Source organism: Flagellimonas sp., assembly GCF_965215805.1.
Classification (GTDB): Bacteria; Bacteroidota; Bacteroidia; order Flavobacteriales; family Flavobacteriaceae; genus Flagellimonas.
In genome coordinates, this window is record NZ_OZ244124.1 from 1,003,472 (window position 1) to 1,030,467 (window position 26,996).

Annotated in this window: 20 protein-coding genes; 12 read left to right on the forward strand and 8 right to left on the reverse strand. The window is 42.1% G+C overall.

Features of this window, described 5'->3' with window-relative positions:
* Positions 1-65 precede the first annotated feature (65 nt).
* Positions 66-2,792 carry a PD-(D/E)XK nuclease family protein gene (locus ACOOE0_RS04480; protein ID WP_420401277.1) on the forward strand — a complete coding sequence of 909 codons (2,727 nt, stop codon included), beginning with the start codon at positions 66-68 and terminating at the stop codon, positions 2,790-2,792.
* Here ACOOE0_RS04480 and ACOOE0_RS04485 read toward each other — a convergent pair whose 3' ends face one another.
* Positions 2,793-3,503: an SDR family oxidoreductase gene (locus ACOOE0_RS04485; RefSeq protein ID WP_420401278.1), complete on the reverse strand. Its 711-nt coding sequence runs from the start codon at positions 3,501-3,503 to the stop codon at positions 2,793-2,795.
* Between the two features lie 175 nt (positions 3,504-3,678).
* Here ACOOE0_RS04485 and ACOOE0_RS04490 point away from each other — a divergent pair, with 175 nt between their 5' ends.
* The gene (locus ACOOE0_RS04490) at positions 3,679-5,499 is read left to right on the forward strand and encodes a PAS domain-containing protein (protein WP_420401279.1); all 1,821 of its coding nucleotides are present in this window, start codon (positions 3,679-3,681) and stop codon (positions 5,497-5,499) included.
* The gene (locus tag ACOOE0_RS04495; RefSeq protein WP_420401280.1) at positions 5,496-5,900 is read left to right on the forward strand and encodes a response regulator; all 405 of its coding nucleotides are present in this window, start codon (positions 5,496-5,498) and stop codon (positions 5,898-5,900) included. Before ACOOE0_RS04490 ends, ACOOE0_RS04495 begins: the two co-directional genes overlap by 4 nt.
* 2 nt (positions 5,901-5,902) lie before the next feature.
* Here ACOOE0_RS04495 and ACOOE0_RS04500 read toward each other — a convergent pair whose 3' ends face one another.
* On the reverse strand, positions 5,903-6,658 hold the full coding sequence (locus ACOOE0_RS04500; RefSeq protein WP_420401281.1) for a sulfite exporter TauE/SafE family protein: 756 nt from the start codon (positions 6,656-6,658) through the stop codon (positions 5,903-5,905).
* A gap of 75 nt (positions 6,659-6,733) precedes the next feature.
* Here ACOOE0_RS04500 and ACOOE0_RS04505 point away from each other — a divergent pair, with 75 nt between their 5' ends.
* Together ACOOE0_RS04505 and ACOOE0_RS04510 are read left to right on the forward strand one after the other, a co-directional pair.
* The gene (locus tag ACOOE0_RS04505) at positions 6,734-8,542 is read left to right on the forward strand and encodes a sodium:solute symporter family protein (protein WP_420401282.1); all 1,809 of its coding nucleotides are present in this window, start codon (positions 6,734-6,736) and stop codon (positions 8,540-8,542) included.
* Between the two features lie 6 nt (positions 8,543-8,548).
* On the forward strand, positions 8,549-9,637 hold the full coding sequence (locus ACOOE0_RS04510) for an acyltransferase family protein (protein ID WP_420401283.1): 1,089 nt from the start codon (positions 8,549-8,551) through the stop codon (positions 9,635-9,637).
* Positions 9,638-9,708: 71 nt separating this feature from the next.
* On the opposite strand, the gene ACOOE0_RS04515 is transcribed toward ACOOE0_RS04510, so the two are convergent.
* Entirely contained in the window at positions 9,709-10,299 is a 591-nt protein-coding gene (locus ACOOE0_RS04515) for a riboflavin synthase (RefSeq protein WP_420401284.1), read from the reverse strand.
* Positions 10,300-10,357: 58 nt separating this feature from the next.
* Here ACOOE0_RS04515 and pdxA point away from each other — a divergent pair, with 58 nt between their 5' ends.
* The 7 genes from pdxA (at position 10,358) to ACOOE0_RS04550 (ending at position 16,627) form a co-directional block, all read left to right on the forward strand.
* Positions 10,358-11,410: a 4-hydroxythreonine-4-phosphate dehydrogenase PdxA gene (pdxA, locus tag ACOOE0_RS04520; protein ID WP_420401285.1), complete on the forward strand. Its 1,053-nt coding sequence runs from the start codon at positions 10,358-10,360 to the stop codon at positions 11,408-11,410.
* Between the two features lie 109 nt (positions 11,411-11,519).
* Positions 11,520-12,053: a YceD family protein gene (locus ACOOE0_RS04525; RefSeq protein ID WP_420401286.1), complete on the forward strand. Its 534-nt coding sequence runs from the start codon at positions 11,520-11,522 to the stop codon at positions 12,051-12,053.
* Positions 12,054-12,061: 8 nt separating this feature from the next.
* On the forward strand, positions 12,062-12,262 hold the full coding sequence (gene rpmF, locus ACOOE0_RS04530) for a 50S ribosomal protein L32 (protein WP_138837132.1): 201 nt from the start codon (positions 12,062-12,064) through the stop codon (positions 12,260-12,262).
* Positions 12,263-12,436: 174 nt separating this feature from the next.
* Positions 12,437-13,432, forward strand: a complete 996-nt coding sequence (locus ACOOE0_RS04535) for a beta-ketoacyl-ACP synthase III (RefSeq protein ID WP_420401287.1) — start codon at positions 12,437-12,439, stop codon at positions 13,430-13,432.
* 27 nt (positions 13,433-13,459) lie between these two features.
* The gene (gene accB / locus ACOOE0_RS04540) at positions 13,460-13,951 is read left to right on the forward strand and encodes an acetyl-CoA carboxylase biotin carboxyl carrier protein (protein WP_420401288.1); all 492 of its coding nucleotides are present in this window, start codon (positions 13,460-13,462) and stop codon (positions 13,949-13,951) included.
* An 80-nt stretch (positions 13,952-14,031) separates the two neighbouring features.
* Positions 14,032-15,384: an acetyl-CoA carboxylase biotin carboxylase subunit gene (accC, locus tag ACOOE0_RS04545; protein WP_420401289.1), complete on the forward strand. Its 1,353-nt coding sequence runs from the start codon at positions 14,032-14,034 to the stop codon at positions 15,382-15,384.
* A 127-nt stretch (positions 15,385-15,511) separates the two neighbouring features.
* Entirely contained in the window at positions 15,512-16,627 is a 1,116-nt protein-coding gene (locus ACOOE0_RS04550; protein ID WP_420401290.1) for an NAD(P)/FAD-dependent oxidoreductase, read from the forward strand.
* Between the two features lie 141 nt (positions 16,628-16,768).
* Here the strand turns inward: ACOOE0_RS04550 and ACOOE0_RS04555 are convergent, their stop codons facing one another.
* Genes ACOOE0_RS04555 through ACOOE0_RS04575 form a run of 5 tightly spaced genes read right to left on the reverse strand, consistent with a single transcriptional unit; the run spans position 16,769 to position 26,993 of the window.
* On the reverse strand, positions 16,769-17,431 hold the full coding sequence (locus ACOOE0_RS04555) for an ABC transporter ATP-binding protein (protein ID WP_420401291.1): 663 nt from the start codon (positions 17,429-17,431) through the stop codon (positions 16,769-16,771).
* 20 nt (positions 17,432-17,451) lie between these two features.
* Positions 17,452-19,761, reverse strand: coding sequence for an ABC transporter permease (locus ACOOE0_RS04560; RefSeq protein WP_420401292.1), 2,310 nt, complete (start codon positions 19,759-19,761; stop codon positions 17,452-17,454).
* 7 nt (positions 19,762-19,768) lie between these two features.
* Positions 19,769-22,183, reverse strand: a complete 2,415-nt coding sequence (locus ACOOE0_RS04565; RefSeq protein ID WP_420401293.1) for an FtsX-like permease family protein — start codon at positions 22,181-22,183, stop codon at positions 19,769-19,771.
* Positions 22,184-22,193: 10 nt separating this feature from the next.
* Positions 22,194-24,593, reverse strand: a complete 2,400-nt coding sequence (locus ACOOE0_RS04570) for an ABC transporter permease (protein WP_420401294.1) — start codon at positions 24,591-24,593, stop codon at positions 22,194-22,196.
* A gap of 27 nt (positions 24,594-24,620) precedes the next feature.
* Positions 24,621-26,993: an FtsX-like permease family protein gene (locus ACOOE0_RS04575; protein ID WP_420401295.1), complete on the reverse strand. Its 2,373-nt coding sequence runs from the start codon at positions 26,991-26,993 to the stop codon at positions 24,621-24,623.
* Positions 26,994-26,996: the final 3 nt, after the last annotated feature.

The window sequence follows — 26,996 nt, forward strand, 5'->3', positions numbered from 1 at the left end:
GGGAATTTAGATTTCCTTGAAAAAAGGCTCCCGACAATGTCGGGAGCCTTTTTTATTTTTAGTCCATGCAACAAAGCTTCCTTGAATACGTATTAAATGATCTTCAGCAAAAAGGTGTCTCCATTACCGAATGCACCTATGTACTTCCAAGTAAGCGATCAGGGACCTTCCTTAAAAAACATATGGCGCAAATCATTGGGAAGAACATTTTTAGCCCAAATGTGCTAGCCATTGAAGATTTTGTGACCCAAATCTCGGGGCTGACCCAAGCTTCCAACGTAGATCTTATTCTCGAGCTTTATTCGGTCTATAAAAAGACCGAAATTAAAGAGCACGATGACTTTGACACTTTTCTGAAATGGGGACAGATCCTGCTTCAGGATTTTAATGAAATAGATCGGTACCTTATTCCGCCAAACGAAATTCTTAATTATCTATCGGCCATAAAGGAACTTAATCATTGGTCCATGCAAAAGGACAAATCTGAATTGGTCAAGAACTATCTCGCACTTTGGAACAATCTGAGCACGATTTATGAGGCCTTTACCAAAACTCTTATAGCGCAACAAAAGGGCTATCAGGGTCTTTTGTACCGATGGGCCGCAAAGCATATAGATACTGGCCATTCCATCTTTCAGGAAGCACCAATTGTATTCATTGGGTTCAACGCTCTCAATACCGCCGAGGCCTTAATCATTCAACACTATTTGGATAGTCCCGCCAATCACATTTATTGGGACATAGATGCTTATTTTCTTGACAGCTCTATCCACGATGCCGGACTATTTATTAGGAACTACAAGCAAGCTTGGCCCTATTATCAACGAAATGAACTGGAAGGCGTCCATCAAAACTTTTTAACCCAGAAGAACATATCCATAACCGGCGTACCAAAAAGTATCAGCCAAGCCCAATATGTAGGAAATATTTTGGCGGAAATACAAGATAGCACCTCAGATGGTATTCGCGATACGGCCTTGGTTCTGGCAGACGAATCGTTGCTCAATCCAATGCTCCAGACCCTTCCTTCTTCCATTTCCAAGGTGAACATTACCATGGGTTTCCCATTGAACAAAACGGTTCTGTATTCCTTCTTTTTATCTTTTTTGGATCTTCAACTGGCCCAATCCGAAAAAGGGTGGTTTTTTGAAGATGTCCTCAGCTTTTTCTCCAATCCATTTTGCCTTTCACTTTCTTCTTCTGAAAAGGTGGATGCCCTTGCGTCAATCGCCAAAGATATCAAGCAACACAACAGGCTTTATCTCAATCACCAATATCTTGAGAAGTATTCGGGCCTATCAGAGCTCTTGGGTTTGCTGTTTCCCGCCAATCCTGCAACTCCATTGGATTGGATAAACCGATGTCTCCAACTCATCCAAAAGTTAAAGACCATAAGCCAAGAACAAAACGACCTTATGGAACTGGAGTATCTATATCGATTCCATAAGTTGTTCAATCAACTCAAACAACATATTGAGTCCGTTAACTTCATCAAACAGCTAAAATCCGTAAAAAGCTTTTTTAAGCAATTGGCAGCTTTGGAAACTACAGACTTTATAGGGGAACCGCTTTCCGGTTTACAGATTATGGGGATGTTGGAAAGTAGGAATTTGGATTTTGAAACAGTCATCATTGCCTCTGTCAACGAAGGCATTCTACCAGCAGGAAAATCTGGCAACTCCTTCTTTCCATTTGATGTTAAAAGGGAGTTTGGATTGCCCACCTACAAGGAAAAAGATGCCATATATACATATCACTTTTATCGACTGATCCAGAGGGCCAAAAATGTACACCTTATCTATAATACAGAGCCCGATGTATTGGAGGGTGGTGAAAAAAGCCGATTGATTTCCCAGCTCTTAACCGATAAGAACGTATCGCGCTTTATAACGCACTCCATTGCCTCGCCAGAATTGAAAATCGATGCTTCGTCCCTCCCACAAATTGAAAAAAGCAACTTATTGGTGGAGGACATCCGAACCTTTGCCAGTAATGGTTTTTCTCCCACATCAATTACCAATTACATTAGAAATCCCATGGATTTCTACAAGAAGAACATTCTTAAAATCCATGATGCCGAGGAGGTGGAACAATCCATTGCGGCCAACACCTTTGGTACCATAATTCACGATAGTTTGGAGGTGCTGTACAGCCCATTGATCAATAAGGTGCTTGAAAAAGCTGACATGGAATCACTCCAGGCCCAAATTCCAAAAGTGGTGTCTTCCCAATTTGCATCAACCCTTCCAGGGGTGGATATCAACAAAGGAAGATACCTTCTAGTTTACCATGTGATTCTAAAGTACCTTCAGAATTTCATGGATATGGAAATGGCACAGCTTCAAAAACATGAGGTTAAAATCCTCGCGTTGGAAGAAAAGTACGAGTCAACCTTGAACATCCCTGCTCTGGATTTTCCCGTCAAACTAAAAGGGACATTGGATAGAGTAGACCAGGTGGATGGCACCATTCGGATCGTGGATTACAAAACCGGAAGGGTTGAACCGTCCCATGTAAAAATCAAAGATTGGGACAGCCTAATTTCCAATTATGACAAAAGCAAAGCTTTTCAACTGCTATGTTATGCCTATTTGTACCATAGCAAACACAGTACAGAAACTCTTATTGCCGGGTTGTATTCCTTTAAAAATTTAAAGCATGGATTTCTCCCGTTTTCCACTTCAGGTACTTCAATCAATCGAGAGACCATGCACACCTTTGAAAGTTATCTCCATCAGATTATTCTTGAAATTTGTGATCCAAAAGTGGCCTTTGCTGAAAAGGAATCCTGATTATTTTAGGTCAGGGCGAGTTGGTCTTACCTCAATTTTACTTGGCAAGGTTCTCGGATGCATCTGAAGCAGGTCTACCACCAATTTTCCAATGTCTTCAGCCTGAATCTTCCATGCGTCTTTCTCAGAAGGCTCATTTCCATTAAAATAGGTGGCCACCGAGCCAGGCATAATGGTGGTTACTTTGACATTATATTTTCTAAGATCCAACATGGCAGCCTGGGTAAAGCCCACTACACCAAATTTTGTGGCATTATAGCCAGCTCCTTGAGGAAAAAAGTTGGTGCCTGCCAAACTGGCCAGGGTCATATAATAACCTTCGGACTTTTTTAGTGCCTCCACAGAAGCCTTTAAGGTGTAAAAAACACCATTGAGATTCGTGTTGATCATTTGTTCCCACGCTTTTTCAGAAAGCTCATCCACAGGTGCAAAATGACCGACCCCAGCATTCGCTAAGACCAAATCCAATCGGCCCCAATGTCCCAGAATCTGTTCTACCGCCTGCTGCTCATCCAGCAGCTTGGTCACGTCAGATTGAACTCCCAGAACATTTTCATTATCTCCCAATAATTCAACGGCCATTTTAACCCCTTCTTGGCTTCTTCCGCTGATAGCTACCTTCATTCCTTCATCCAAAAGGCATTTGGCAACACCAAGTCCTATCCCTTTGGTTCCACCTGTAATGTAGGCCACTTTTCCCTGTAAATCCATAATCTTTTATTTAAACCTTAAAATTAGACTAAGTGGGCAAGTTTGAAAAACAATGTCCGCATAAATACCATAGTGGAATGTCATTTTAAAATATGCGGGCCAGGTTTTGGCCAATCCAATCGTACAATATTAGGAATTTTCCTACGTTTGATTTTTAATGCTTTTTACAAGCCCAATGAAAATTACTGAACAACCCCTGTCTACCATCCAAAACCTGCCCTTCCCCATTGTAATGGTTGACCAGCATATGAATATCCAAGCTTGTTCCCATAGCTTCTATAAATTTTTTGGAATGGAACGCCCCAAGGAGGGTTTTTTGGATTTGGAAACTGTAATTCGTGAACTCCCACCATCCCTTCTTAAAATTAAAAAGAGCAAACGCTTTCAGAAAACACAAATTAACGAGTTCATAACGCACATCACCAGAAAAAACGAATTGAAATGGTACAAGATGGTACTACATCCATCTTCTGAATCAGCTCATTACTACATATATTTTGATGACGTTACCAAAAAGAAAATTGCATTAGATCTGTCACTACAAGCGGAAAAGACCGCAAGAATAGGAAGTTGGGAAGTGGATTTGGTCAACAACAAGATATTTTGGTCCGAGATGACCAAGGAAATCCATGAGGTTCCTTCCGATTTTGTTCCGGACTTGGAGACCGGTATTAACTTTTATAAGGAAGGAGAGCATCGCGATAAAATAATTGAGGTGGTTTCCGAAGCTATTGAAAATGGAACTCCCTACGACGTTGAACTCATCATAGTAACCGCCAAGGGCAATGAGAAATGGGTCAGGGCCATTGGTAAAGCGGAAATGATCAATGGAAAAGCTGCGAGGTTGTTTGGGGTATTCAAGGACATCGATATATCCAAACGAAGCAACGATAAAATTAAGGTGCTTACGGATCGTATGAGGGTAGCCGTTGAAAGTTCCAACATTGGCATTTGGGACTACGATATTGTAAACAACATTTTGGTTTGGGACGACAATATGTACGATCTCTACCAAATAGACAGAAACGAGTTCAGTGGTGAAGTAGCCGCCTGGGAACAGACCATTCATCCAGATGACAAGGAGAAAAGCCTAAAAGAGGTAGAGCTTGCCATTGCGGGTAAAAAGGACTTCAACACAGAATTTCGGATAATCACCGCAGATGGGGCCATTAGACATATCCATGGTCAAGGAAAAGTTTTTAGGGATGAAAATGGAACGGCATTGCGAATGATAGGTGCCAATACCGATGTTTCCCGAATTAAAAAAGCGGACAATCGTCTTAGGCAATTATTGAATACCACCGAAAAACAAAACAAAAGCTTGTTGAACTTTGCCCACATTGTTTCACACAACCTTCGGTCAAATTCCAGCAATCTTTCCATGCTTACAGGAATGTTGTTGGATGATATTGCGCCTGCCAAACAACAACGCTTTCTGGAGATGATTCGAATATCTTCGGAGCGGTTGGATGAAACCGTGGTACAACTGAACGAGGTAATCAAAATTCAAACAGACCACAACCAAAAATCCCAATGGGTTTCCATCAAAACAACTTTGGACAGCGTGTTGCAAAGTATAAATGCCCATATTGACGAAATCCAACCCAGCATTGAATTAGCAGTGCCAAAAGATCTTAAGATATATGGCATAAGCGCCTATATCTCCAGCATCTTCTTAAACCTATTGACCAATAGCTTGAAGTATCGGAATCCCAAAAAGAAACTGATCATAAAAATAAAAGCCAAAGCCGAAATCCATCAGACCATCATTTCCTTCCAAGATAATGGCAAGGGTATCAATTTGGAAAAACATGGATCAAACTTATTTGGGATGTACAAAACGTTTCACGGCAACAAGGATGCAAAAGGTGTAGGGCTGTTCATTTCCAAAAATCAAATGGATGCCATGAATGCCGAAATATCCGCACAGAGCGAGGAAGGTCAGGGAGCCATTTTTACACTAACTTTTCCAAATCCCAAAAACAGCAAGCAATGACAAAACCCAAGGTGTTTGTGGTAGATGACGACTTTGTATTTCGTGAAGTGGCGGAGGTGTTGATCAAAAGCTCTGGATTGACCGATGAGATTTCGCATTTTGAAAATGGGCTTCAAGTATACCAAGAACTGGTACAATTGGCAGAAATTCCTTCAAATTTACCTGAGTTGGTTTTATTGGATATCAATATGCCCGTAATGAACGGCTGGGAATTATTGGAAGAATTAAAAGATGGTCCCGCCGCAATCAAAACAGGAGTCCAAATCCATATCCTTACATCTTCAATCGCCCCTGAGGACCTGAATCTTTCCAAACAATACGACTTTATCAAGGGATATATAACCAAACCTTTGACCAAAGCAGATTTGGAAAAGCTTTCTGAAGAATTAAACAACGGATAGCCCTATCTGATCAACATAACTACGGCACCAATCCCAGTAACAATCAAAATAAAACGTTTGTAGTTTTTATCATTGATCCTTTTTACCACCAAAACCCCTGTAATGAGCCCTAGTGCTATTGCGGGTAACAACTTGATGTTTATAAGTAAGGTTTCCCAAGTGATGGTTTTCCAAACAAAAATGTGGAAGGGAAGTTTAAAGAGATTGGTGATAAAAAACAGCCAGGCAGCTGTACCTACAAATTCGTTTTTTGGAAGCCGCATGGCCAGAAAAAATATGTTGGTAAAGGCCCCTGCCAAATTCCCGATCATGGTGCAAATTCCCGCCATAATTCCAATAGGTCCCGCAAACAACCAATGGGTAGGTATTTGGCTCGATTTACGTTTGTCCCACCAAATCAAGAGTCCCAAACTGATAAAAATAACGATCACCATGCCCAGTTTAAATTCTTGTTCCGGCAAGTCCTTTCCAAGTACGACCCCAATCAAAATTCCGGATAGCATCCAAGGCAAAAACTTAACAATATACTTCCATTGGGTGTGGCGATTGTAGTAAATAACCGCAAAAATATCTCCCACTATCAGCAAGGGGATGATCAATCCCGTGGACATCCGTGCTCCAAACGCTAGTGCGAACAAAGTCACGTTAAAAGTGGCAAGTCCTTTGAGCCCTGCTTTGGACGTTCCCATAAGGAAAGTAGCACTAAAAGCTAGGCTCCAAGCCATTAAAGAAGGCTCCAATGTTGTCGATAGGGTCAAAGTTGATGTTTAGCGAACAATGGGCAAAGGTATCCCAAAAAATCATACCTTTAGTGGTTAACCAACTTTAACCAAATGGACATACAAACATTAGATTATTTCATAATCTTCGGATTTTTCGCAATTGTACTTTTCATAGGTGTGTACGTTTCCAAAAAATCTGGAAAAAACTCATCAGAATACTTTTTATCGGGTCGGAGCATGCCTTGGTGGCTCCTGGGAATGTCAATGGTGGCCACTACTTTTTCAACGGACACACCCAATTTGGTAACCGATTTTGTCCGTGACACAGGGGTTTCCGGCAACTGGGGTTGGTGGTGTTTTTTGCTTACAGGGATGTTGACCGTTTTTGTTTATGCCAAACTATGGCGTAAATCAAATGTCAAAACAGATCTTGAGTTTTATGAGCTGCGATATGGAGGAAAGCCTGCTAGCTTTTTGCGAAAATTTAGAGCCATTTATCTCGGATTGATATTCAATGTGATCACCATGTCGGCGGTAACCCTGGCAGCCATAAAGATTGGTGGGGTTATGTTGGATTTGGAGCCTTGGGTAACGGTGGTTGGCGCAGGATTGATTACGGTTGTTTTTAGTGCGCTTGGTGGATTTAAGGGCGTTGTTTATAGCGATTTCCTCCTGTTTTTTGTTGCCATGGTTGGTGCTATTGGGGCGGCTTTTTATCTTGTGAACCTTCCGGAAGTGGGAGGAGTCAGTGCCATGATGTCCAATGACTTGGTAAAGTCCAAAATGAATATACTACCCGAACTTAGCGATACCAAAATGGTGATTACCTTGTTGGTTATTCCACTGGCCGTGCAATGGTGGAGTTCCTGGTATCCAGGCGGGGAACCTGGTGGGGGTGGATATATTGCGCAACGGATGTTGGCGGCAAAAAATGAAAATCATGCCATTGGCGCCACCTTCTTTTTCAATATCATGCATTACGCACTAAGACCTTGGCCGTGGATTTTGGTAGCCCTGGCCTCCTTGGTAGTCTATCCGGACATCGCCAGTATCTCCGAGGCCTTTCCAAACGTCAGTGAAGATAAACTGGGTCATGATTTGGCCTATTCAGCTATGCTGACCAAATTGCCCAGCGGGCTATTAGGCCTGGTTTTGGCCTCCTTGGTAGCCGCTTATATGAGTACAATTTCCACCCAATTGAATTGGGGATCATCCTATATCGTTTTTGATTTTTACAAGAAACAAATCAATCCAGACGCTACGGAAAAACAAATGGTAAACGTAGGCCGTTTGTCCACCGTAATATTGATGGTGTTAAGTGCCTTTTTGGCCTTGGCCATGCAAAACGCCATGCAGATTTTTGATATGCTTTTGCTTTTTGGGGCAGGAACAGGTCTCATTTTTATACTTCGATGGTTCTGGTGGCGAATTAACGCCTGGACGGAGATTTCTGCCATGTTCGCATCAGGAATCTTGTCCATCCTTTTGAAAGCGACCCCATTGGGACCAATGTTGTTTGCCACAGATGGGGGCGTTTTTCCAGATTGGGGAGAAATTCCATTTGTGATGATCGTTACCAGTATTATCTGGTTAACGGCCACCTTTGTAACACAACCGGAATCCAAAGAAGTCTTGCAATCCTTCTACAAAAAAATACAACCTGGAGGCCCTGGTTGGAGTAAGGTGGTTGATGAAGCTAAAGATTCTGGAATTGAGATTGACAAAGGAGAAAAGTGGACCGTGCCTTCAGGAATCGGTGCCATGCTACTGGGGGTAGTATTGATTTACTCCCTAATGTTCTCTACAGGACATTGGATCTATGGCAAGACCACCTCGGCAATTATCATGTCTGTCATAGCATTGGTTTCTGGACTCTTGCTTATTCGGGTCTGGGGTAAAATGAAAGATAACATATTATAAGACGGTATGAAGAACAGGATTCTGGCAGTAGATATTTTTAGGGGTTTGACCATTGTCTTGATGATTCTGGTAAACACCCCTGGAACTTGGTCCAATGTATATGCCCCACTTTTGCACGCCCAATGGCATGGATATACCCCAACGGATTTGGTGTTTCCATTTTTCCTGTTTATTGTGGGAACCTCAATTGTGTTTGCCTATAAAAACAAAAAGGCTGAAGCCGCTACGTATAAAAAGATTACCATCAGAAGTCTTAAGCTTATAGGGCTGGGATTGTTTCTTGGCGCTTTTACCATAAGTTTTCCTTTTATCAAGGAATTTGAAGCCATCCGTTTTCCAGGCGTTTTGCAACGCATTGGGGTTGTTTTCTTTTTTGCAGCCATCCTGTTTTTAAATCTTGATTGGAAAAAACTTATTGGGCTTTCGGTTGCTCTATTACTGGGCTACTGGGCCTTGATGACCCTTGTTCCAGTTGAAGGTGTGGCTTCTACCTTGGAAAGGGCTCCCAACAATTTTGCCAACTATTTGGATGTGCAAATTTTTGGCACCCATAACTACAAACCCGACTTCGACCCTGAGGGATTATTAAGTACCATTCCTGCCATTGTAAGTTCGTTGTTGGGAATTTTTACGGGCTTAATTTTGACTTCAAAAAGGGAGGACAAAACCAGACTCATGTTGATTTTGGGTGCCGCACTAGTGGCTTTGGGACATCTTTGGGACCTTGCCTTTCCTATCAACAAAGCTCTTTGGACCAGTAGTTTTGTGCTGGTAACCGCAGGTTGGGCCAATATATTTTTGGCTTTGATTTATTTCCTTACCGATGTAAAGAAAATCCAGTTTGGAAGTGTGTTCAGATATGCAGGTGCAAACGCAATTGTTGTTTACTTTTTATCCAGCTTTATCACCAAGTTGTTTTATCTGATTAAAGTGGATGGGGAGACTTCGGTTCATGGTTGGCTGTTCAACACCGTCTTTGTGCATGATTTCATGTCCATGAAATTCTCATCCATGCTGTACGGTCTTGCTGTGGTTTCCTTCTACTGCCTATTGGCCTATGTGATGTACAAAAGGAAAATCTTTATTAAGGTCTAGATTTAAGAATCGAAATCTTGAACGGCAGGGCTAATGGAACACGGGCTTGCTATTTTGTCTTGGACTTGAGTCTAGCCTCTCACATCCAACAGACGAGCCACATACTTTCCAATCACATCAAACTCCAAGTTGACGATAGTTCCCTTTTTATAGGCATTAAATCTGGTATGCTCGTGGGTGTAGGGAATAATGGCCACGCTAAAGCTGTCCTTTTTTGAATCGACAACGGTCAAACTCACCCCATCAACCGTTATAGATCCTTTTTCAATGGTTACATTATTTAAACCCGAATCGTATTGAAAGGTAAATATCCAGCTTCCGTCTTTTTCTTCGGATGCCGAGCAAGTAGCGGTTTGGTCCACATGACCTTGAACAATATGTCCATCCAATCGGGCGCCCAATACCATGGCCCTTTCAAGATTTACCTGATCCCCAACCTTTAGTTCCCCCAAATTGGTCTTGTTCAGGGTTTCCTCAATGGCGGTTACCGTATAAGCATTCCCCTCTTTTTTGACCACGGTAAGGCACACTCCATTATGGGCCACACTTTGGTCAATTTTAAGTTCTGGGGTTATTTTGGAGGATATGGTAATATTCAGATTATCGCCCTCATTTTCCAACTTTTCTACCCTTCCCAAGGTCTCAATAATACCTGTAAACATGAATCTTTTTAATTGAGTAGTTTTGTAGCGTAAATGTAGCCATAACGGCATAAATTATATGAAGGAAAAGGGAAAAATAAAACTTGGAATCTCCATAGGGGATTTAAACGGGATTGGCTGTGAGGTAGCTCTAAAGACATTTTTGGATTCCCGTATGATGGATTTTTGCACCCCTGTAATCTTTGCCTCCAACAAGACCATTTCCCAACAAAAGAATGAATTGGGATTGAATGTCGGTTTCAACGGGGTTAGGGATGCATCCCAAGTAATTGAGGGAAAAATCAATATCGTAAATGTGTGGAAGGAAGTTCCCAAAATTGAGTTTGGAAAAGCAACTGAAGAAGGGGGCAAATATGCGATCAAGTCCCTTCGTGCCGCAGTGCAAGCCCTAAAGACCGATAAAATTGATGTGCTGGTCACAGCGCCCATCAACAAAAACAATATCCAAGCTGAAGATTTTAAGTTTCCCGGCCATACCGATTTTCTAGCCCAAGAGTTAAATGGGGAGAGCCTAATGTTCATGGTGGCCGATTCGTTGCGCGTAGGATTGTTAACGGATCATATAGCCGTTAAGGATGTTGCCGAGGCCATAACCCCAAAGTTGATCAGGGACAAGGTTTCTACCATGGTCAATTCCCTCAAAATGGATTTCGGAATCAGAAAACCTAAAATTGCGTTGCTTGGAATCAATCCGCATAGCGGGGACAATGGCACTATTGGGGAGGAAGACGATAAAATTCTTAAACCTGTGGTGCAAGATCTGTTCAACAAAGGTATTCTGGCTTATGGGCCTTATTCGGCAGACAGTTTTTTTGGCTCCAACACCCATGAAAATTTTGATGCCGTGTTGGCTGCCTACCACGATCAAGGACTTATTCCATTCAAAACACTCTCTTTTGGCAAAGGGGTGAATTATACCGCTGGACTGTCCAAGGTACGGACTTCTCCAGATCATGGAACCGCCTATGAGATTGCAGGGAAGAGAGAAGCAGATGAGAGTTCGTTCAAGGAAGCTGTGTTTGCCGCCATACAGGTTTTACGGAACAGGGAAGAGTATATAAAGCTCAATAAAAATCCCCTGCAAAAACAAAAGACAAAAAAGGCAAGTTAAAATTTACAGAACAAGGCCATAAATATGGTTTTGGAATTGTAGATTTATAAATAAGTAGTATCTTTGCCCCCGCCTTTATGGGGCTGGTACACAAACCTTAAGTGTATATATGATGGAGCTAAAGGAGTTTTTTATTCCTTTTTCAGGATTGAAGTTGGGGAAGCACACGTTTGAGTACAAAATTGACAATACGTTCTTTGAATCTTTTGAATACCAAGAATTTAATGCTGCCGCAATAGTACTTACCGCCATATTGGACAAGATGAACAATATGATGGAGTTGGAGCTGGAAGCGGAAGGAACAGTAAATGTTGATTGTGATTTAACAGGTGAACCTTTTGATTTGCCCATTGCATCGCATTTAAAACTGGTTATCAAATTTGGGGAGGAGTACAATAATGAGAACGATGAAATATTGATTATTCCCCATGGTGAGTACCGCATCAACATAGCCCAATACGTGTATGAAATGTTGGCTTTGGCAGTACCTCCCAAACGGGTTCATCCCGGCGTTGAGGACGGATCATTGAAATCGGAAATCTTGGACAAGCTGGAAGAACTTCAGCCAAAAGAAATCAAGGAAGAATCAGATAAAACAGATCCCAGATGGGACGACTTAAAGAAGTTATTAACGGATAAATAGGTTATATAATGGCACATCCTAAAAGAAAAATATCAAAAACCAGAAGGGACAAGAGAAGAACCCACTATAAGGCCACTGCCCCTACTATTGCAAAAGATTCTGTAACAGGAGAAATGCACCTGTACCACAGAGCGCACTGGCATGAAGGTAAGTTGTATTACCGTGGTCAAGTGTTGATTGACAAAACCGAAGAGGAAACTGCTGCCTAATGGCGGATTTCTTACAAAGAAATTACGACTCCCGTTGATTTACAGCGGGAGTTTTTTTATGGATCATACTTAAATCCAAAAAAACCCTTTTCTGCATAAAAAGTCATATAAAATGACTATTTTTCACAGCTTTTGGGTCAAATTTGGACGTTTTTGACAAAAAAAGACACTAATATGAAGAAAACTACGGCAGCTATTACAGCTGTGGGGGCGTATGTTCCGGAGTTTGTATTGTCCAACAAAGTGTTGGAAACCATGGTGGATACCAACGACGAATGGATTACTACCAGAACAGGAATCAAAGAACGTAGAATCTTAAAAGAGGAGAACCAAGGCACATCTTTCATGGCCATTAAGGCCGCTGAAGATTTAATTGCAAAACGCGGGCTGGATCCATTGGAAATTGATTTTGTGTTGGTGGCTACAGCCACCCCTGACCTCCCCGTTGCAGCAACAGCAGCTTATGTAGCATCTGAAATTGGGGCTACCAATGCATTCTCCTATGACTTGCAAGCTGCATGCTCTAGTTTTTTATATGGGATGTCTACTGCCTCTAGTTATATAGAGTCTGGCAAATACAAGAAAGTATTGTTGATAGGGGCAGATAAAATGTCCTCCATTATAGATTATACGGACCGTACCACGTGTATCATTTTTGGTGATGGTGCAGGAGCCGTACTTTTTGAGGCCAATGATGAAGGTTTGGGGCTACAGGATGAACATTTGCGTACCGATGGTGTGGGGCGTCAGTTTTTGAAAATCGAGGCAGGTGGATCTATTCTTCCGGCTTCCGAAGAAACGGTGAGGAACAAACAGCATTTTGTCAATCAAGATGGGAAATCTGTTTTTAAGTTTGCTGTGTCCAATATGGCCGACGTTTCTGCTCTGGTTATGGAACGTAACGGACTTACCCATGAGGATGTCAACTGGTTGGTGCCACATCAAGCCAACAAAAGAATTATAGATGCCACTGCCAAACGAATGGGCTTGGAGCACGATAAAGTAATGATCAACATACATAAATACGGAAATACCACTTCGGCAACGCTGCCCTTGTTGTTGCACGATTATGAAAAGCAACTTAAGAAAGGCGACAATTTAATTTTTGCCGCTTTCGGGGGTGGTTTTACCTGGGGGGCCATTTATCTAAAATGGGCGTACAATCCATAAATTGCACAACTAACTAAATCATATTCCATGGACATTAAGGAAATTCAAAGTTTAATCAAGTTCGTAGCCAAATCTGGTGCCAGCGAGGTAAAGCTGGAGATGGAAGACGTAAAAATCACCATCCGAACAGGTAGCACAACTGCTACTCCAGAGACCACTATTGTTCAACAAATTCCAATGGCGCAGGCTCCGGCAGTACCTGTTGCTCCTGCACCTGCTGCGCCTGAAGCGCCCGCTCCTGCAGCCAGTTCTCCAGAACCTGCAGCGGATGATTCGAAATACATCACCATCAAATCTCCTATCATAGGAACCTTTTATAGAAAACCTGCTCCGGATAAACCGGCATTTGTTGAGGTGGGTAGCTCCATTAGCCAAGGAGATGTTCTTTGTGTTATTGAAGCCATGAAACTCTTCAACGATATTGAATCCGAAGTCTCTGGTAAAATTGTAAAGGTATTGGTGGAAGATTCCTCACCAGTTGAATTTGATCAGCCTTTGTTTTTGGTTGACCCATCTTAATTTAAATCACAATACCCAAGCTCCAAATACCAACAAACGCTTTGGAATTTGGAATTTGAGCATTGAAAATTCAAGGTATTATGTTTAAAAAGGTATTGATTGCAAATAGGGGAGAAATTGCCCTTCGAATTATTCGAACTTGCAAGGAAATGGGAATCAAGACCGTAGCGGTTTATTCCAAGGCGGATGAGGAAAGTCTTCACGTGAGATTTGCAGACGAAGCTGTTTGCATAGGACCGGCACCTAGTCATGAATCATATCTGAAAATTCCCAACATTATAGCGGCTGCGGAAATCACCAATGCCGACGCCATCCACCCAGGATATGGCTTTCTTTCTGAAAATTCCAAATTCTCCAAGATTTGTGCAGAGCACGAGATTAAATTCATTGGTGCGTCTGGGGAACAAATTGATAAAATGGGAGATAAGGCAACCGCCAAAGAGACCATGAAAAAGGCAGGTGTACCTTGCGTCCCCGGGTCTGACGGTTTGTTGAAAGATGTGGATGATGCTAAAAAGACGGCCAAGAAAATGGGTTATCCCGTTATGATCAAGGCCACTGCCGGAGGTGGAGGTAAAGGAATGCGTGCCATATGGTCCGAAGATGAGATGGAAAGCAACTTTGAGAGTGCGGTTCAAGAAGCCACTGCTGCTTTTGGCAATGGGGGCATGTACATGGAAAAGCTTATTGAAGAGCCTCGACATATTGAAATTCAGGTTGTAGGTGACCAGTTTGGAAAAGCCTGTCACCTATCTGAACGTGATTGTTCCGTGCAGCGTAGGCACCAGAAGTTGACAGAAGAAACCCCATCGCCATTTATGACAGATTCCCTTCGGGAAGCTATGGGAGCTGCTGCTGTCAAGGCCGCTGAATTTATCAAGTATGAAGGTGCTGGAACCGTGGAATTTTTGGTGGACAAACACCGAAATTTCTATTTCATGGAGATGAACACCCGTATTCAAGTGGAGCATCCCATTACGGAACAAGTGGTGGATTACGATTTGATTCGAGAGCAGATTCTAGTAGCTGGAGGCGTTCCAATCTCTGGAAAGAACTACTTGCCAAAATTGCATTCCATTGAGTGCAGAATCAATGCGGAAGATCCTTATAACGACTTTAGACCATCTCCAGGTAAAATAACCACTTTGCACACCCCAGGAGGTCACGGAATACGTTTGGACACCCACGTATATAGTGGGTACATGATTCCGCCAAACTACGATTCCATGATCGCCAAGTTGATTACTACAGCCCAGACCAGGGAGGAGGCCATCAACAAAATGCGAAGAGCTTTGGATGAGTTTGTGATCGAAGGAGTAAAAACCACCATTCCATTCCATAGACAGCTTATGGAACATCCAGATTACTTGGCTGGTAATTATACCACCAAGTTCATGGAAGACTTTGAAATGGATCCAAAATATCAAGATTAAAACCAACCCCGATTTATGTCGGGGTTTTTTATTAATATCAAGGGATAGTGTTTTTTAGATTAACTCTGGGAAGCACATAGAATTGATTCGAGAAAATTTGTGAAATTCGTATCAAACAGTAATAGGCGTGCAACTTAGTTATTGGGAACATAAATCTTGGTTTTCTAAAGTAGACTTTACCATTGTGGGAAGTGGTATAGTAGGCCTTAACTGTGCCTTACATTTGAGGGAAAAATATCCGCAAAGTAAAATTTTGGTGTTGGAAAAAGGGAGTCTTCCCCAAGGAGCCAGCACCAAAAATGCCGGATTTGCCTGTTTTGGAAGCATCTCCGAAATCCTATCAGACCTAAAATCACATACAGAGGAGGAAGTGTTTACCCTGGTTCAAAGACGCTACCGGGGCATCCAATTAATGCGAAAGCTTTTAGGGGATGACAATATAGGGTTTCAACAGCAAGGAGGGCATGAACTCTTTCTAGAAAGTGATTCTGCTTTGTTTGAACAATGCATGCACGATATGCAGAGGTTGAACAAGCTGCTCAAACCCATTTTTGGACAAAATCCCTTTGTGAAAAATGACAATCTTTTTGGATTTGGACAGATTCAATCCAATTACATTTCGCAGCAGTTTGAAGGACAGCTGGACACGGGTCAAATGATGAAGACCCTACTTCAAAAATGCCTAAAAAAGAGCATTCATATTCTCAACGGAATTACTGTGGAAGAGTTATCCGATTTGGGAACTTCCGCAGTGGTGGGAACAAGTCAGTTTGAATTTAAAAGCAAAAAAGTGCTTGTGGCCACCAATGGGTTTGCCTCAAAACTGCTTCCTTCCGAAAATGTAGTTCCAGCCCGGGCACAGGTATTGATCACGACTCCAATCAAAAACCTGAAAATCAAGGGCACCTTCCATTTTGATCAGGGATACTATTACTTCAGGAATATAGATGACCGAATTTTGTTCGGGGGTGGCAGAAACTTGGATATGAAAACCGAGGAAACCTCCAATTTTGGTCAAACCACACTTATTCAAGACCATCTTGAAAAATTATTGAACACCGTTATACTGCCCCAGCAACAAGTTGAAATCGCCCAAAGATGGAGTGGTATCATGGGTGTTGGTAAGCAGAAATCGCCCATAGTCAAACAACTTTCCAACAACATAAGTTGTGGTGTCCGTTTGGGTGGAATGGGTGTTGCATTGGGAAGCTTGGTAGGAAAAGAGCTAGCGGAACTGGCTTAGATTTTTCGATTTTAACAGGTTTAAATTAAAGGCAACTGTTTGACACGAATTACACTAATTTGCGCGAAGTCATCAAAAAAAAAGAAGTTGTTTTTTACTTGAATTCGCAGATATATAAGTGTATTCTGCAGGCTTCTATTTTCAAATCATTCTTCCATCCAACAAATTGATGATCCTGGAGCCATAGGCCGCATTTTTCTCAGAATGTGTCACCTGAATGATGGTAACTCCTTCCTCATTCAACTGTTTGAACAAATCCATGATTTCTTCCCCTTGTTTGGAATTTAGGTTTCCCGTAGGCTCATCTGCCAGAATCAATTTGGGATTGGAAATCAATGCCCGGGCTATCCCCACCAATTGCTGTTGACCTCCGCTCAACTGGGCAGGAAACAAATCCTTTTTACCAACAATATTGAATCTGTCCAACATATCGGCAACTTTGGCCTTACGTTCGGCCCCCTTTAATTTTTTATACAGTAAAGGCATTTCCAGATTTTCCTGAACGGTAAGATCATCCAACAAATGGTACTGTTGGAAAACGAACCCAATATATTCCTTGTATAGGTTGGCCCTGTGCTTCTCCTTAAGGCTATGCACCGACTCGTCCAAAAAATGGTACTCCCCTTCTTGAAACCCGTCAAGCATTCCGATAACGTTTAGCAAGGTGGACTTCCCAGAGCCAGAAGGGCCCATCACAGAAATAAATTCCCCTTCCTGGACCTCAAGGTTAATGTCCTTCAATAAAAAGATACGTTGGCCTCCAGAGTTGACCCATTTGAATATGTTGTTTAGTTGTAATAACATGATTTTATCTTTAGTAATTTTTATTCATCCCTAAGCGCCTCAACAGGGTTGGCGGATGCGGTTTTTATACTTTGCCAGCTCACGGTCAATAAGGCTATGCACAGCGCTGTTAAACCACTCAGGGCAAAAACCCACCAGCTGAGTGTTGTTTTGTATGCAAACCCTTGTAGCCAACTTTGTAGCGCATACCACGATATGGGCACGGCTAAAACAAAAGCCACTCCCACCCATTTAATATAATCCTTGTTCAACATGGACAGAATTTGCGTAATTGATGCGCCATTCACCTTTCTGATTCCCACTTCTTTTCTCCTTTGCTGCATATAAAAAACAGACATTGCCACTATCCCCATTACGGAAATAATAAACGATAATAGGGTAAAATATCCAATAATCTTCCCCGTTCTTTCTTCGTTGATATACCAATTGTTTATGGTTTCATCCACAAACCTGACTTCAAACGGGGTTTTGTCCAACAGACCAGCGTAAGTGGACTTTATCTCATCCAAAGTTTTAAACATTCCCTTTCCATTAATCCGGACAAAGATGTTTTGGGGGTAAAAGGATTCCCCCAAATCCCTCAGCATCAACGGCCCAATATTCTCGCGTAAATGGTTAAAATTAAAGTTGTTGGTAATCCCAATAATGGGCACGGTAAATTGCTCCATCTTAAAGGACACTGGATCATCCGTAATTTCCAATGCGCTAATTGCAGCCTCATTCAGATACACTCCGTTTTGCGCTTTTGCGACCTGGGTAGGCGTCATTTTAATATCAAAGACGCTGAAAAAAGAGGAATCAATAGCGATTTCTTGAAAACTCATGGGCTTTCCATTGTAATCAAAAGTCTGGTTACTACCCCCATCAAGAGGGCTTTGCCAGGTCAGTGAAACATCTTCTACTCCTGGAATGTTAAGCAACGCATTTTTAATGGTTGCCTTTTCGTTCATCGCTCCTAAATATTCAATTTGTACAATATTGTCTTTGGAGAATCCCAGCTCCTTGCTACGCAAGAAATTGGTTTGCTTGACGATAATCCAACTACAGATCAGCAGACCAATGGTAACGGTATATTGAAAAGTGATGAACACTTTGCCGTAAACTGTTTTGGCTTTTTTCCTTAGTTGGCCCCGTACAACTTCAATGGGCCTAAAACTTGATATTTTGAGTGCGGGGACAATCCCAGAAAATGCCCCAATAAAGCCAAAAACAGATACGATTTTTAACAAGTTCCAGAAACCAATTTTCGCATCCAGGTCAATTTGGGTGTTTAAAAGGGAATTGAATACGGGTTCCACCAACTTCAATAAAACCAAAGATAAAAGCAGGGCAATACCCGTGAGGAGCATTGATTCCCTTACAAATTGAAGCAGCAATCTCCCTTTGGAGCTTCCCAACAGTTTTTTTATGGCCACTTCCTTCCCTCTAAACGTTGCCTGGGCTATGGTAAGGTTGATGTAGTTACCGATGGCCAATATCAGGATAAGCAAAACAATAATGGACAAAACAACTACCAAGGTCTTGCTGTTGCTTTGGGTCCCGTTGCCTTCTTTAGGGCTAAAATAAAGCTCTTGGAGTGGGGTAAAAACCAGGGAGTGGGCCCAACCATCCTTATAAAGCCAATACTCTTTTTTGAACCGTTCCAAGATTTCTGGCGCTTTAGCCGAAAGGTTGGTGTTGGGTTTTGCCAAAAAATACATGCTCACGGAAGCAAATCCGTATTCTTCCAAAATGGTTTCAAATCCCCAGAGCGTTTTGAATGCCTTGAAATTAACAATGGCATCCTGTGGTTTAAAGTGTGTGTTCTTCGGAAAGTCGTCCATGATTCCAGTAACCATAAACTTGTGCTCGGTGTTAATCGAAACCTGTTTATCAACAACATCAAGGGTTCCAAAAAGTCGCAATGCCAAAGACTTGGACAATACAATACTATTGGGGGTCTGCAAAACCTCTTTGGGTCTTCCTTTTATCAAGGGAAAGGAAAACATCTCAAAAAAGGAATCATCAACACCCAAATAATCAAACTTCATTTTTTGACTATCTGCAGTGGAAATTCTTCCATCGCTATCAAGAACCCTGGTAAAAGTTTCAATCTCTGGGATGCTATTTTTCAGGTCTTGGGCAATGGGAGGTGAAAAATCAACCGCTTCATTCTCCATTCTATAAATGCGGTCTTTATGGACATGAAATTCATCCACGGCCAACTCCTCCTGAATATAAATGCTCAGAAGCAATACAAAGGTCATGGAAATGGCAAATCCAAGTACGGTAACCAAACCATACAATTTGTTCTTCAATAAATGTCTTATATAAGATTTTATCTCCATCATTTAGATTTTATTCGGTTCGTAAACTTTTAACCGGGTTTTGCGAAGCGGCTTTAATGGTCTTTGCACTAATTGTCAATAGCGCAATAAGCGTGGCCAATAATCCCGATGCTAGAAAAAACCAGATGCTTAAATCTATTTTGAACGGATAGTTTTGTAGCCATTCGTCCATAAACCACCAAGCTATGGGCGAGGCAATTAAAAATGCAATGAGCACTAGTTTTAAAAAGTCCTTGGTCAATAAAAATGTAATGTTGGCAACGCTCGCCCCAATAACTTTTCTTACACCTATTTCCTTGGTACGTTGCGTTACGACCAATAATGAAATGGCAAAAAGCCCAATACAGCTTAGGATAATAGCTATGATTGAACCCGAGGTAATCATTGTGTTTATTTTCTCCTCCTTTCTAAAGGTGCGATTGACGTTTTCGTCCAAGAAAGACCCCAAAAATTCAGCGTTTGGCTCTATTTTAGCCCATGCTTGCTTAATGGCGTCAAAGGATTTGGCTATGTTTTTTGGAGAGACCTTGACGTAAGCATAGAATAAAGGATAGTCCCTACCCATCATCATGGAAATAGGTTCTATGGACCTGTCCAATTTTTCAAAATGGTAGTCTTTGACCACCCCAATCACTGGAAATCGTATGGAATCATTAAAACTTATATAGGCCGTCAACGGGTCTTTTTCACCAAACTCTTTGGCCATGGCCTCATTGATGACCACCCCTGAGTTGCCACTCGAAAATTCCCTGCTAAAACTACGCCCTGCAACAAGCTCTAAATCCAGAGTCTCCACATAATCATAATCAACCGTTAGGTAGTTGGTGTTAATGATTCTGTTCTTATATTCAAAACCGAACATGCTCTTGGAGATACTACCGTCTTTTCCATAGCCCAGATTATTATCCGCCCCTGATATTTCCAATATATCGGGATTGCCCGCTAGTTCATGACGAAGAAGATCAAGGGCATCATAGCTGTTTTTCTTTCCATCCATGGGAAAAGAAACTACCTGTTCCTTGTTGAAACCCAAATCTTTATTTCGCATGAAATCAAGCTGGCTCCTTAGCACCAATGTCCCCGTAATCAGCAGGATGGCAATGCTAAACTGAACTACCATAAGGGTGTCACGAACCCGATTTTCTCCTGAAATCTCAATTTTGCCCTTTAGGGACTGTAGCGTTCCCAACTTGCTCAACAGCATGGCCGGATAACCTCCAACAAGTAGTGTGATCATCATAACTGCCCCAGCAAAAATCAATATAATGGTCGGGGTCATGATAACATCAAATGAAACTTCGGAATCAAAAATAGTTTTGAACTGTTCTAGAAACAGGACGCTCAGGAATGCCCCAATACCTAGAGAAACCAAAAAGACAAGAAGACTCTCATTCCAGAATTGAAAGAAAAGTTGCTTGCGTTTGGCTCCCAGCGTTTTTCGCATGCCTATCTCCTTGAGTCGTTGCCCACTTTGGGCGACACTCATGTTTATAAAATTGACACAGGCAATAAAAAGAATCAAAAGGGCTATCCCCAAAACCAAAAAGGGACCACTCCGTACCACTTCCAAGGCACCATTTTTGAATCTTACAAAATTTTCATCTCCCAATGGTAAAAGTTCAAAGCGGTAAAACCTACCATCTGCATCCGGTAATGCACCGTCACGTTTGGCATTGGCTATCCGCTGTGCAAAATTGATGTCTATGAGTGAACGCGTGGCAGGGTCAAATTGCGTGGGAGTCATGTTTTTGTATAGTTGTAGATAAACGCTATGGTATCTGGAATCCCATGCATCAATATTTTCTTGATAGGAAGCTTCTTCTTCAAATCGCATCGCCACTTCAAAATCAATGCTGCTGTTTTCAGGGATATTGGCAACCACGGCACTAATGTTGAAAGGTTTGTCCTTGCCATCAACGAGTACCTGAACTGTTTTTCCCACGGCATTTTCCCCACCGAACAACACATGGGCCATTTCTTCGGTGAGAACAATATCCGAACGTTTTTCCAATGGATTTTCCATTTTCCCTTTGACAACCGGAAATGTGAACATTGAAAAGAAATCGGCATCCACCCAACTAACCTCCATATTGATTTCTTTCTCTCCATAGGAGATGATAACCTCTTCCTCTAGGTGGCGGGTCGCTTTTTCAATGCCCGGAACTTCTTGTTTTAAGGTTGGCATTAGCGGTACCCCATGGCTTTCACTAACCTGTTGCCCTTTCGGATTTTGCCATATGGAATACACTTTATAAATGGCGTCACCGTTCTCATGGAATTTATCAAAAGACAGGTCAAAAAACCCCGCCATGGACAGCAAAATAGCCACTCCGAATGCAACGGACAGCCCTATGATGTTCAATAAGGTGAAGACTTTGTTCTTAAGGAGACTTCTCCAAGCGATTTTTAGATAGTTTTTGATCATAACGATACACTTACTCTGTTCTAAGACTCTTGATTGGATTGGATTTTGCCACTCTAATGGCTTGAAAGCTGACCGTGACCACCGTGACCAGCATAGCCCCGATCATGGCCAAAGCAAAAATCCACCACTTAAGAATAACCCTATATGGGTACTCTTGCAGCCACCCATTCATCACATAATACGCAATGGGAACCGCAATAAAACAGGAGATGATCACCAGTTTTAAAAAGTCTTTGGACAGCATATTCCATACGTTGAAAACTGTGGCGCCCAGTACTTTTCTTACCCCAATCTCCTTGGTACGCTGTTCGGCCACAAAGGAGGTAAGGCCAAACAGTCCCAAACAGCTGATCAAAATGGCTAGGGCCGTAAAAATTCCCGAAAGCCGCCCCACGCGCTCCTCCGCAGCAAACTTTTTTCCGTATTCCTCGTCTATAAACTGATATTGAAAAGGCAGCCCCGGAAAATGCTGATTGAATACCCGCTCAATAATTGCCAGGTTTTGACTGGTGCTTTGTTTGGGATTGAGTCGAAGGTTATAAAAATTGGTATAATCCTCTCTATTAAAAGCATATACCGCTTGTTTGACCGGCTCGTATGGAGATTGGGCAACCATATCTTCCACCACCCCTATGATCTTTACTGGAGGGTCTGGGTCTGTAGGTGCATTGTCCTTCAAAAGCACTCCAATAGGATTGGTGAGTCCCATATATTTCATTGCAGTTTCATTGATGAGAATTGCTGCAGAGTCAGAAGCAAATTCGCGGGAAAAATCCCTGCCCTTGATTATCTTTAGATTAAGCGACTTGGCATACTCAGATGAGACGTCCGTCCACGCCAAATCTTCTTGAAATCCTTCAGGTTTGCCTTCCCAATCAAAACCGTTTCGGTTGGACCATACTCTTGTAGTGGGAGAGCTGGAGGCTGACATTTCAACTGCTGCGCCCGATGCTAAAAACTCACTTCGCATTAAATCGTATTTGCCCGTAAAATCTTCACTAAAAGTTGGGATTTGAATCAATCCTTCCTTGTCATACCCTACAGGTCTGTTCTTGGCAAAGTTGATTTGCTGCATTACTATTACGGTTCCTATGATAAAGGCAACGGAAACCGTAAACTGCAATACCACCAGAATCTTTCTAGGCATGCTGGCATATTTTCCGGCCTTAAATGTTCCCTTCAATACACGAACAGGCTTAAAAGAAGACAGGTACAAGGCAGGATAGCTTCCAGCCAAAAGAGCGGTCAAAAGCACAAAAATTAGAGAGATGCCCCAGAAATTAATACTGCTCCATGGAAATTCTATGCTCTTGCGGGATAGGTCATTGAATCCATCCAAGGAAATCAAGACTATAAGAATAGCCATGAGAAAGGCCAACATAACCACCAAAAAGGATTCGCTTAAAAACTGGGAAATAAGCTGTCCTCTTTGGGAGCCAATGGATTTACGAACACCTACTTCCTTGGCTCGTTTCTCGGATCGGGCCGTGCTCAGATTCATGAAGTTGATGCAGGCCAATAGCAAAACAAAAACACCGATAATGCCAAAAAGCCAAACATATTTTATTCTTCCACCAACCTGCTTGCCGTTTTCAAAATTCCCGCGCAAATACCATTCTTGCATGGGAAAGAGAAAAAGCTGGGGGTCAAACTCGGCAATGTCTTCACCACTTTCTTTCTTTACATCCTTGATGGCGGCACTAATGGACGACATCGTCGTATTTTCCGCTATCTGCACAAACATTTGAAAAGAATTGTTCCCCCAATTATCCTCAGAATTCTTCACCCATTCCATGGAGGCCACATACTTGTCCCAGGGAACAATATAGCTTAGGTGTTTGAACGAGTTGTTGACAGGAATATCTTCATACACGGCGGTCACGGTCATTGGAGACTCACTATTAACGGTGATGATTTTACCTATAGGGTCCTCATTTCCAAACAAAACATGCGCAGTGGATTCGTTTAGCATGATGGAATTTATATCCCTCAATCCATCCTTTTCACCCTTAAGAATGTTCAGATCCAGCATTTGAGGTGCCTCACTTTGCATAAAATTCCCATCCCTGGAAATACTGGTTTCCATGTATTCCAAATACTGGGAAGTGCTCCAGGAAGACATCACAATATGCTTGAAACTAGCTCCATACTCTTCGCGCAAAGCTTTTTCCAAAGGACGTGGAATGGCTGGTCCCGTACCGATGGTGCCGTTGAAGTTTTCCGATTGGTAGATTTGTGCGATTTCCTCCCTGTTTGAAAAGTAACTGTTGTACGTAAGTTCATCTTCCATCCAAAGGCCGATGATCAGTGTAACTGCCATCCCCAAGGCCAATCCTCCAATATTGATGATGGTATAGGCCTTGTTCTTTAAAAGGTTCCTCCAAGCAATTTTGAGATAATTTTTCAACATGACTGACTGGGTTTTTGATTGATTGATTTATTCGGTTCGTATACTATTAACTGGGTTAGCTGTAGCTGATTTAATCGCCTGAAAACTTATAGTAAGCAATGCTACCAACAAGGTCAGTCCCCCTGCAATGACAAAGGCAAACATTGGAATGTTTATGCTATAGGCAAAACCATTTAACCAGTTGCTCATAAAATAATATGCCAGTGGTGAGGCAATTAGAATGGCGATGGCAATGAGTTTGAAAAAGTCTTTGGACACCAATAAGGTTATATTTTGTACACTGGCCCCAAGAACTTTCCGAATCCCAATTTCCTTGGTACGTTCCTTGGCCGTGAATGCTGCTAGCCCAAATAGCCCCAAACAGGATAAAATGACAGAAATCAAAGCAAAATATCGCGCCAGGGTTCCCGTCAAGATTTCAGCGTTGTAATTGGCAGCATATTCTTCGTCCAGAAAGTCGTAATGCAACGGATTATCGGGGAGTACTTTGTCAAAAACTGCATGCACCGATGCTAAAGCCACCTTGGTTTGGTTTCCATCCAATTTTATCATCATCTCCCCCGCATCATTGGGGTCCAAAAGAAACACGGTAGGCTGAATGGGTTCAAACAGCGAGCGGTTATGAAAATCTTCCACAACTCCAATAATGTGCCTTTTGCTACCCCATAACTGTACTGTTTTTCCAATGGGATTGTCACCCAGATTCATTAGCTCGGCTGCTGTGTGGTTGACAACCAAATTAAGTGTGTCTTGGGTTCCTTCCCGATAATAGGCTCCATGCTTTATTGGAATTTCAAAAGCTTCTGGAAAATTGTGGGCAGTCCATAGTAAAGCGAATTCAATATTTTCCTGTTCCTGGGTTTTCCCTGGCCAGCTTACCCCACTACTAGAGGCTGGAGTTGATAGCGGGGATGGCCCTACCAAGGTTACATCTGCTATGCCATCTGAAGCCATGAGTTCATTTTTTAAAGCTTCATATTTTTGGGTCAGTACCTCATCTTGATGAATGGATATGATATGGTTCTTTGCAATTCCCAAATCCTTCTTATTGACAAAATCCACCTGCTTTTGGATGACAAGTGCCGAAATAATGAGCAACAGAGCCAGGGAGAACTGCAGCACCACCAATCCTTTTCGGAATGAAGTGGTACTCTTCTGTTCTTTTCCCAATCCCTTTAGGGCGGCCACCGGTTTAAAAGAGGAAATAATGAATGAGGGGTACACCGCGGACAAAAATGTGGTCAAGAGAAAAACGCCAAGCAGAGTGAGCCAAAGCTGTGGTTCGGAAATATCAAAGCCAAGATTCTTATTGGTCAGTACATTTACAAAGGGCAACAGCAACAATGTAATCACTATGCCCACCAAAAAAGATGTTGCGGTTATCAATGAGGTTTCCGTAAAAAATTGCCCTATCAGCATGTTCTTTTTGGCACCAATGGCTTTTCTGACTCCTATTTCGCTGGCTCTCTTGGTAGCATAGGCCGTAGAAAGGTTTATAAAATTGATACAGGAAATCACCAAAAGAAAGATAGCCGCCCAAGTGAAGATTCGAACATATTCAATACGCCCTCCGGAGACTTGTGCTCGCTCATCAAATTGGTTGTGTAGGTAGTTGTCTGAAAATTTTTGAAGTACGATCCCTTCCTTAAACTCCCCAGAAATGTTTTCCTTGAACAAGGCCTCCACTTTGGGAACGACCTGCGCAATATCTGAACCTTCACGCAACAAAAATGCACCCTGCATCCCATTGTTGCCCCATTCCAATAACCAATCGTTCTGACTAAGGTGGCGGTTGAATCCGTAGTAGAAATCGTTTTGGATGGAAGATTGACTTGTAAAATCCTCATAAACCATGGCCACAGCATAATCACCATTGTCATAAATATGCACTGGACTTCCTAACGCTTTGGTTGCCCATTCCTCGCCCCAAAACCGTTTGGCTAAACTTTCGGAAATAGCTATGGATTCGGGCTTGTTATCCAAATCATCCACGTTTCCCAAAAGGATTGGAACCGTAAAATGTTTAAAAAATGCAGCATTGGTAAATGCGCCTGGAGCCCTAAAATCGGTATCCCCTATTCTAAGGTTGTCTTCAAAAGTTGCGCCCAAGGTAATATAGTCCTCTATCTCTGGAAACTTTTCTTTGGCTGCGTTTAGCAACGGATAGGAAATACCTGCATACACATCCAAGATGCCATCTTCCAAAGGAATGGTTCGCTTCACGAGATAAAGCTGATCATCCTTTTCGTGATATTTGTTCATGCTGTACTCGTCAAAAACCCAAAGCAGCATGAGCACGGAAACGGCAATGGCGATGGATAATCCCACGGTGTTGATCAAGAAATAAACCTTGTTCTTTAAAAGGTTCCTCCAGGCAGTTTTTAAATAATTCCTAAACATGAT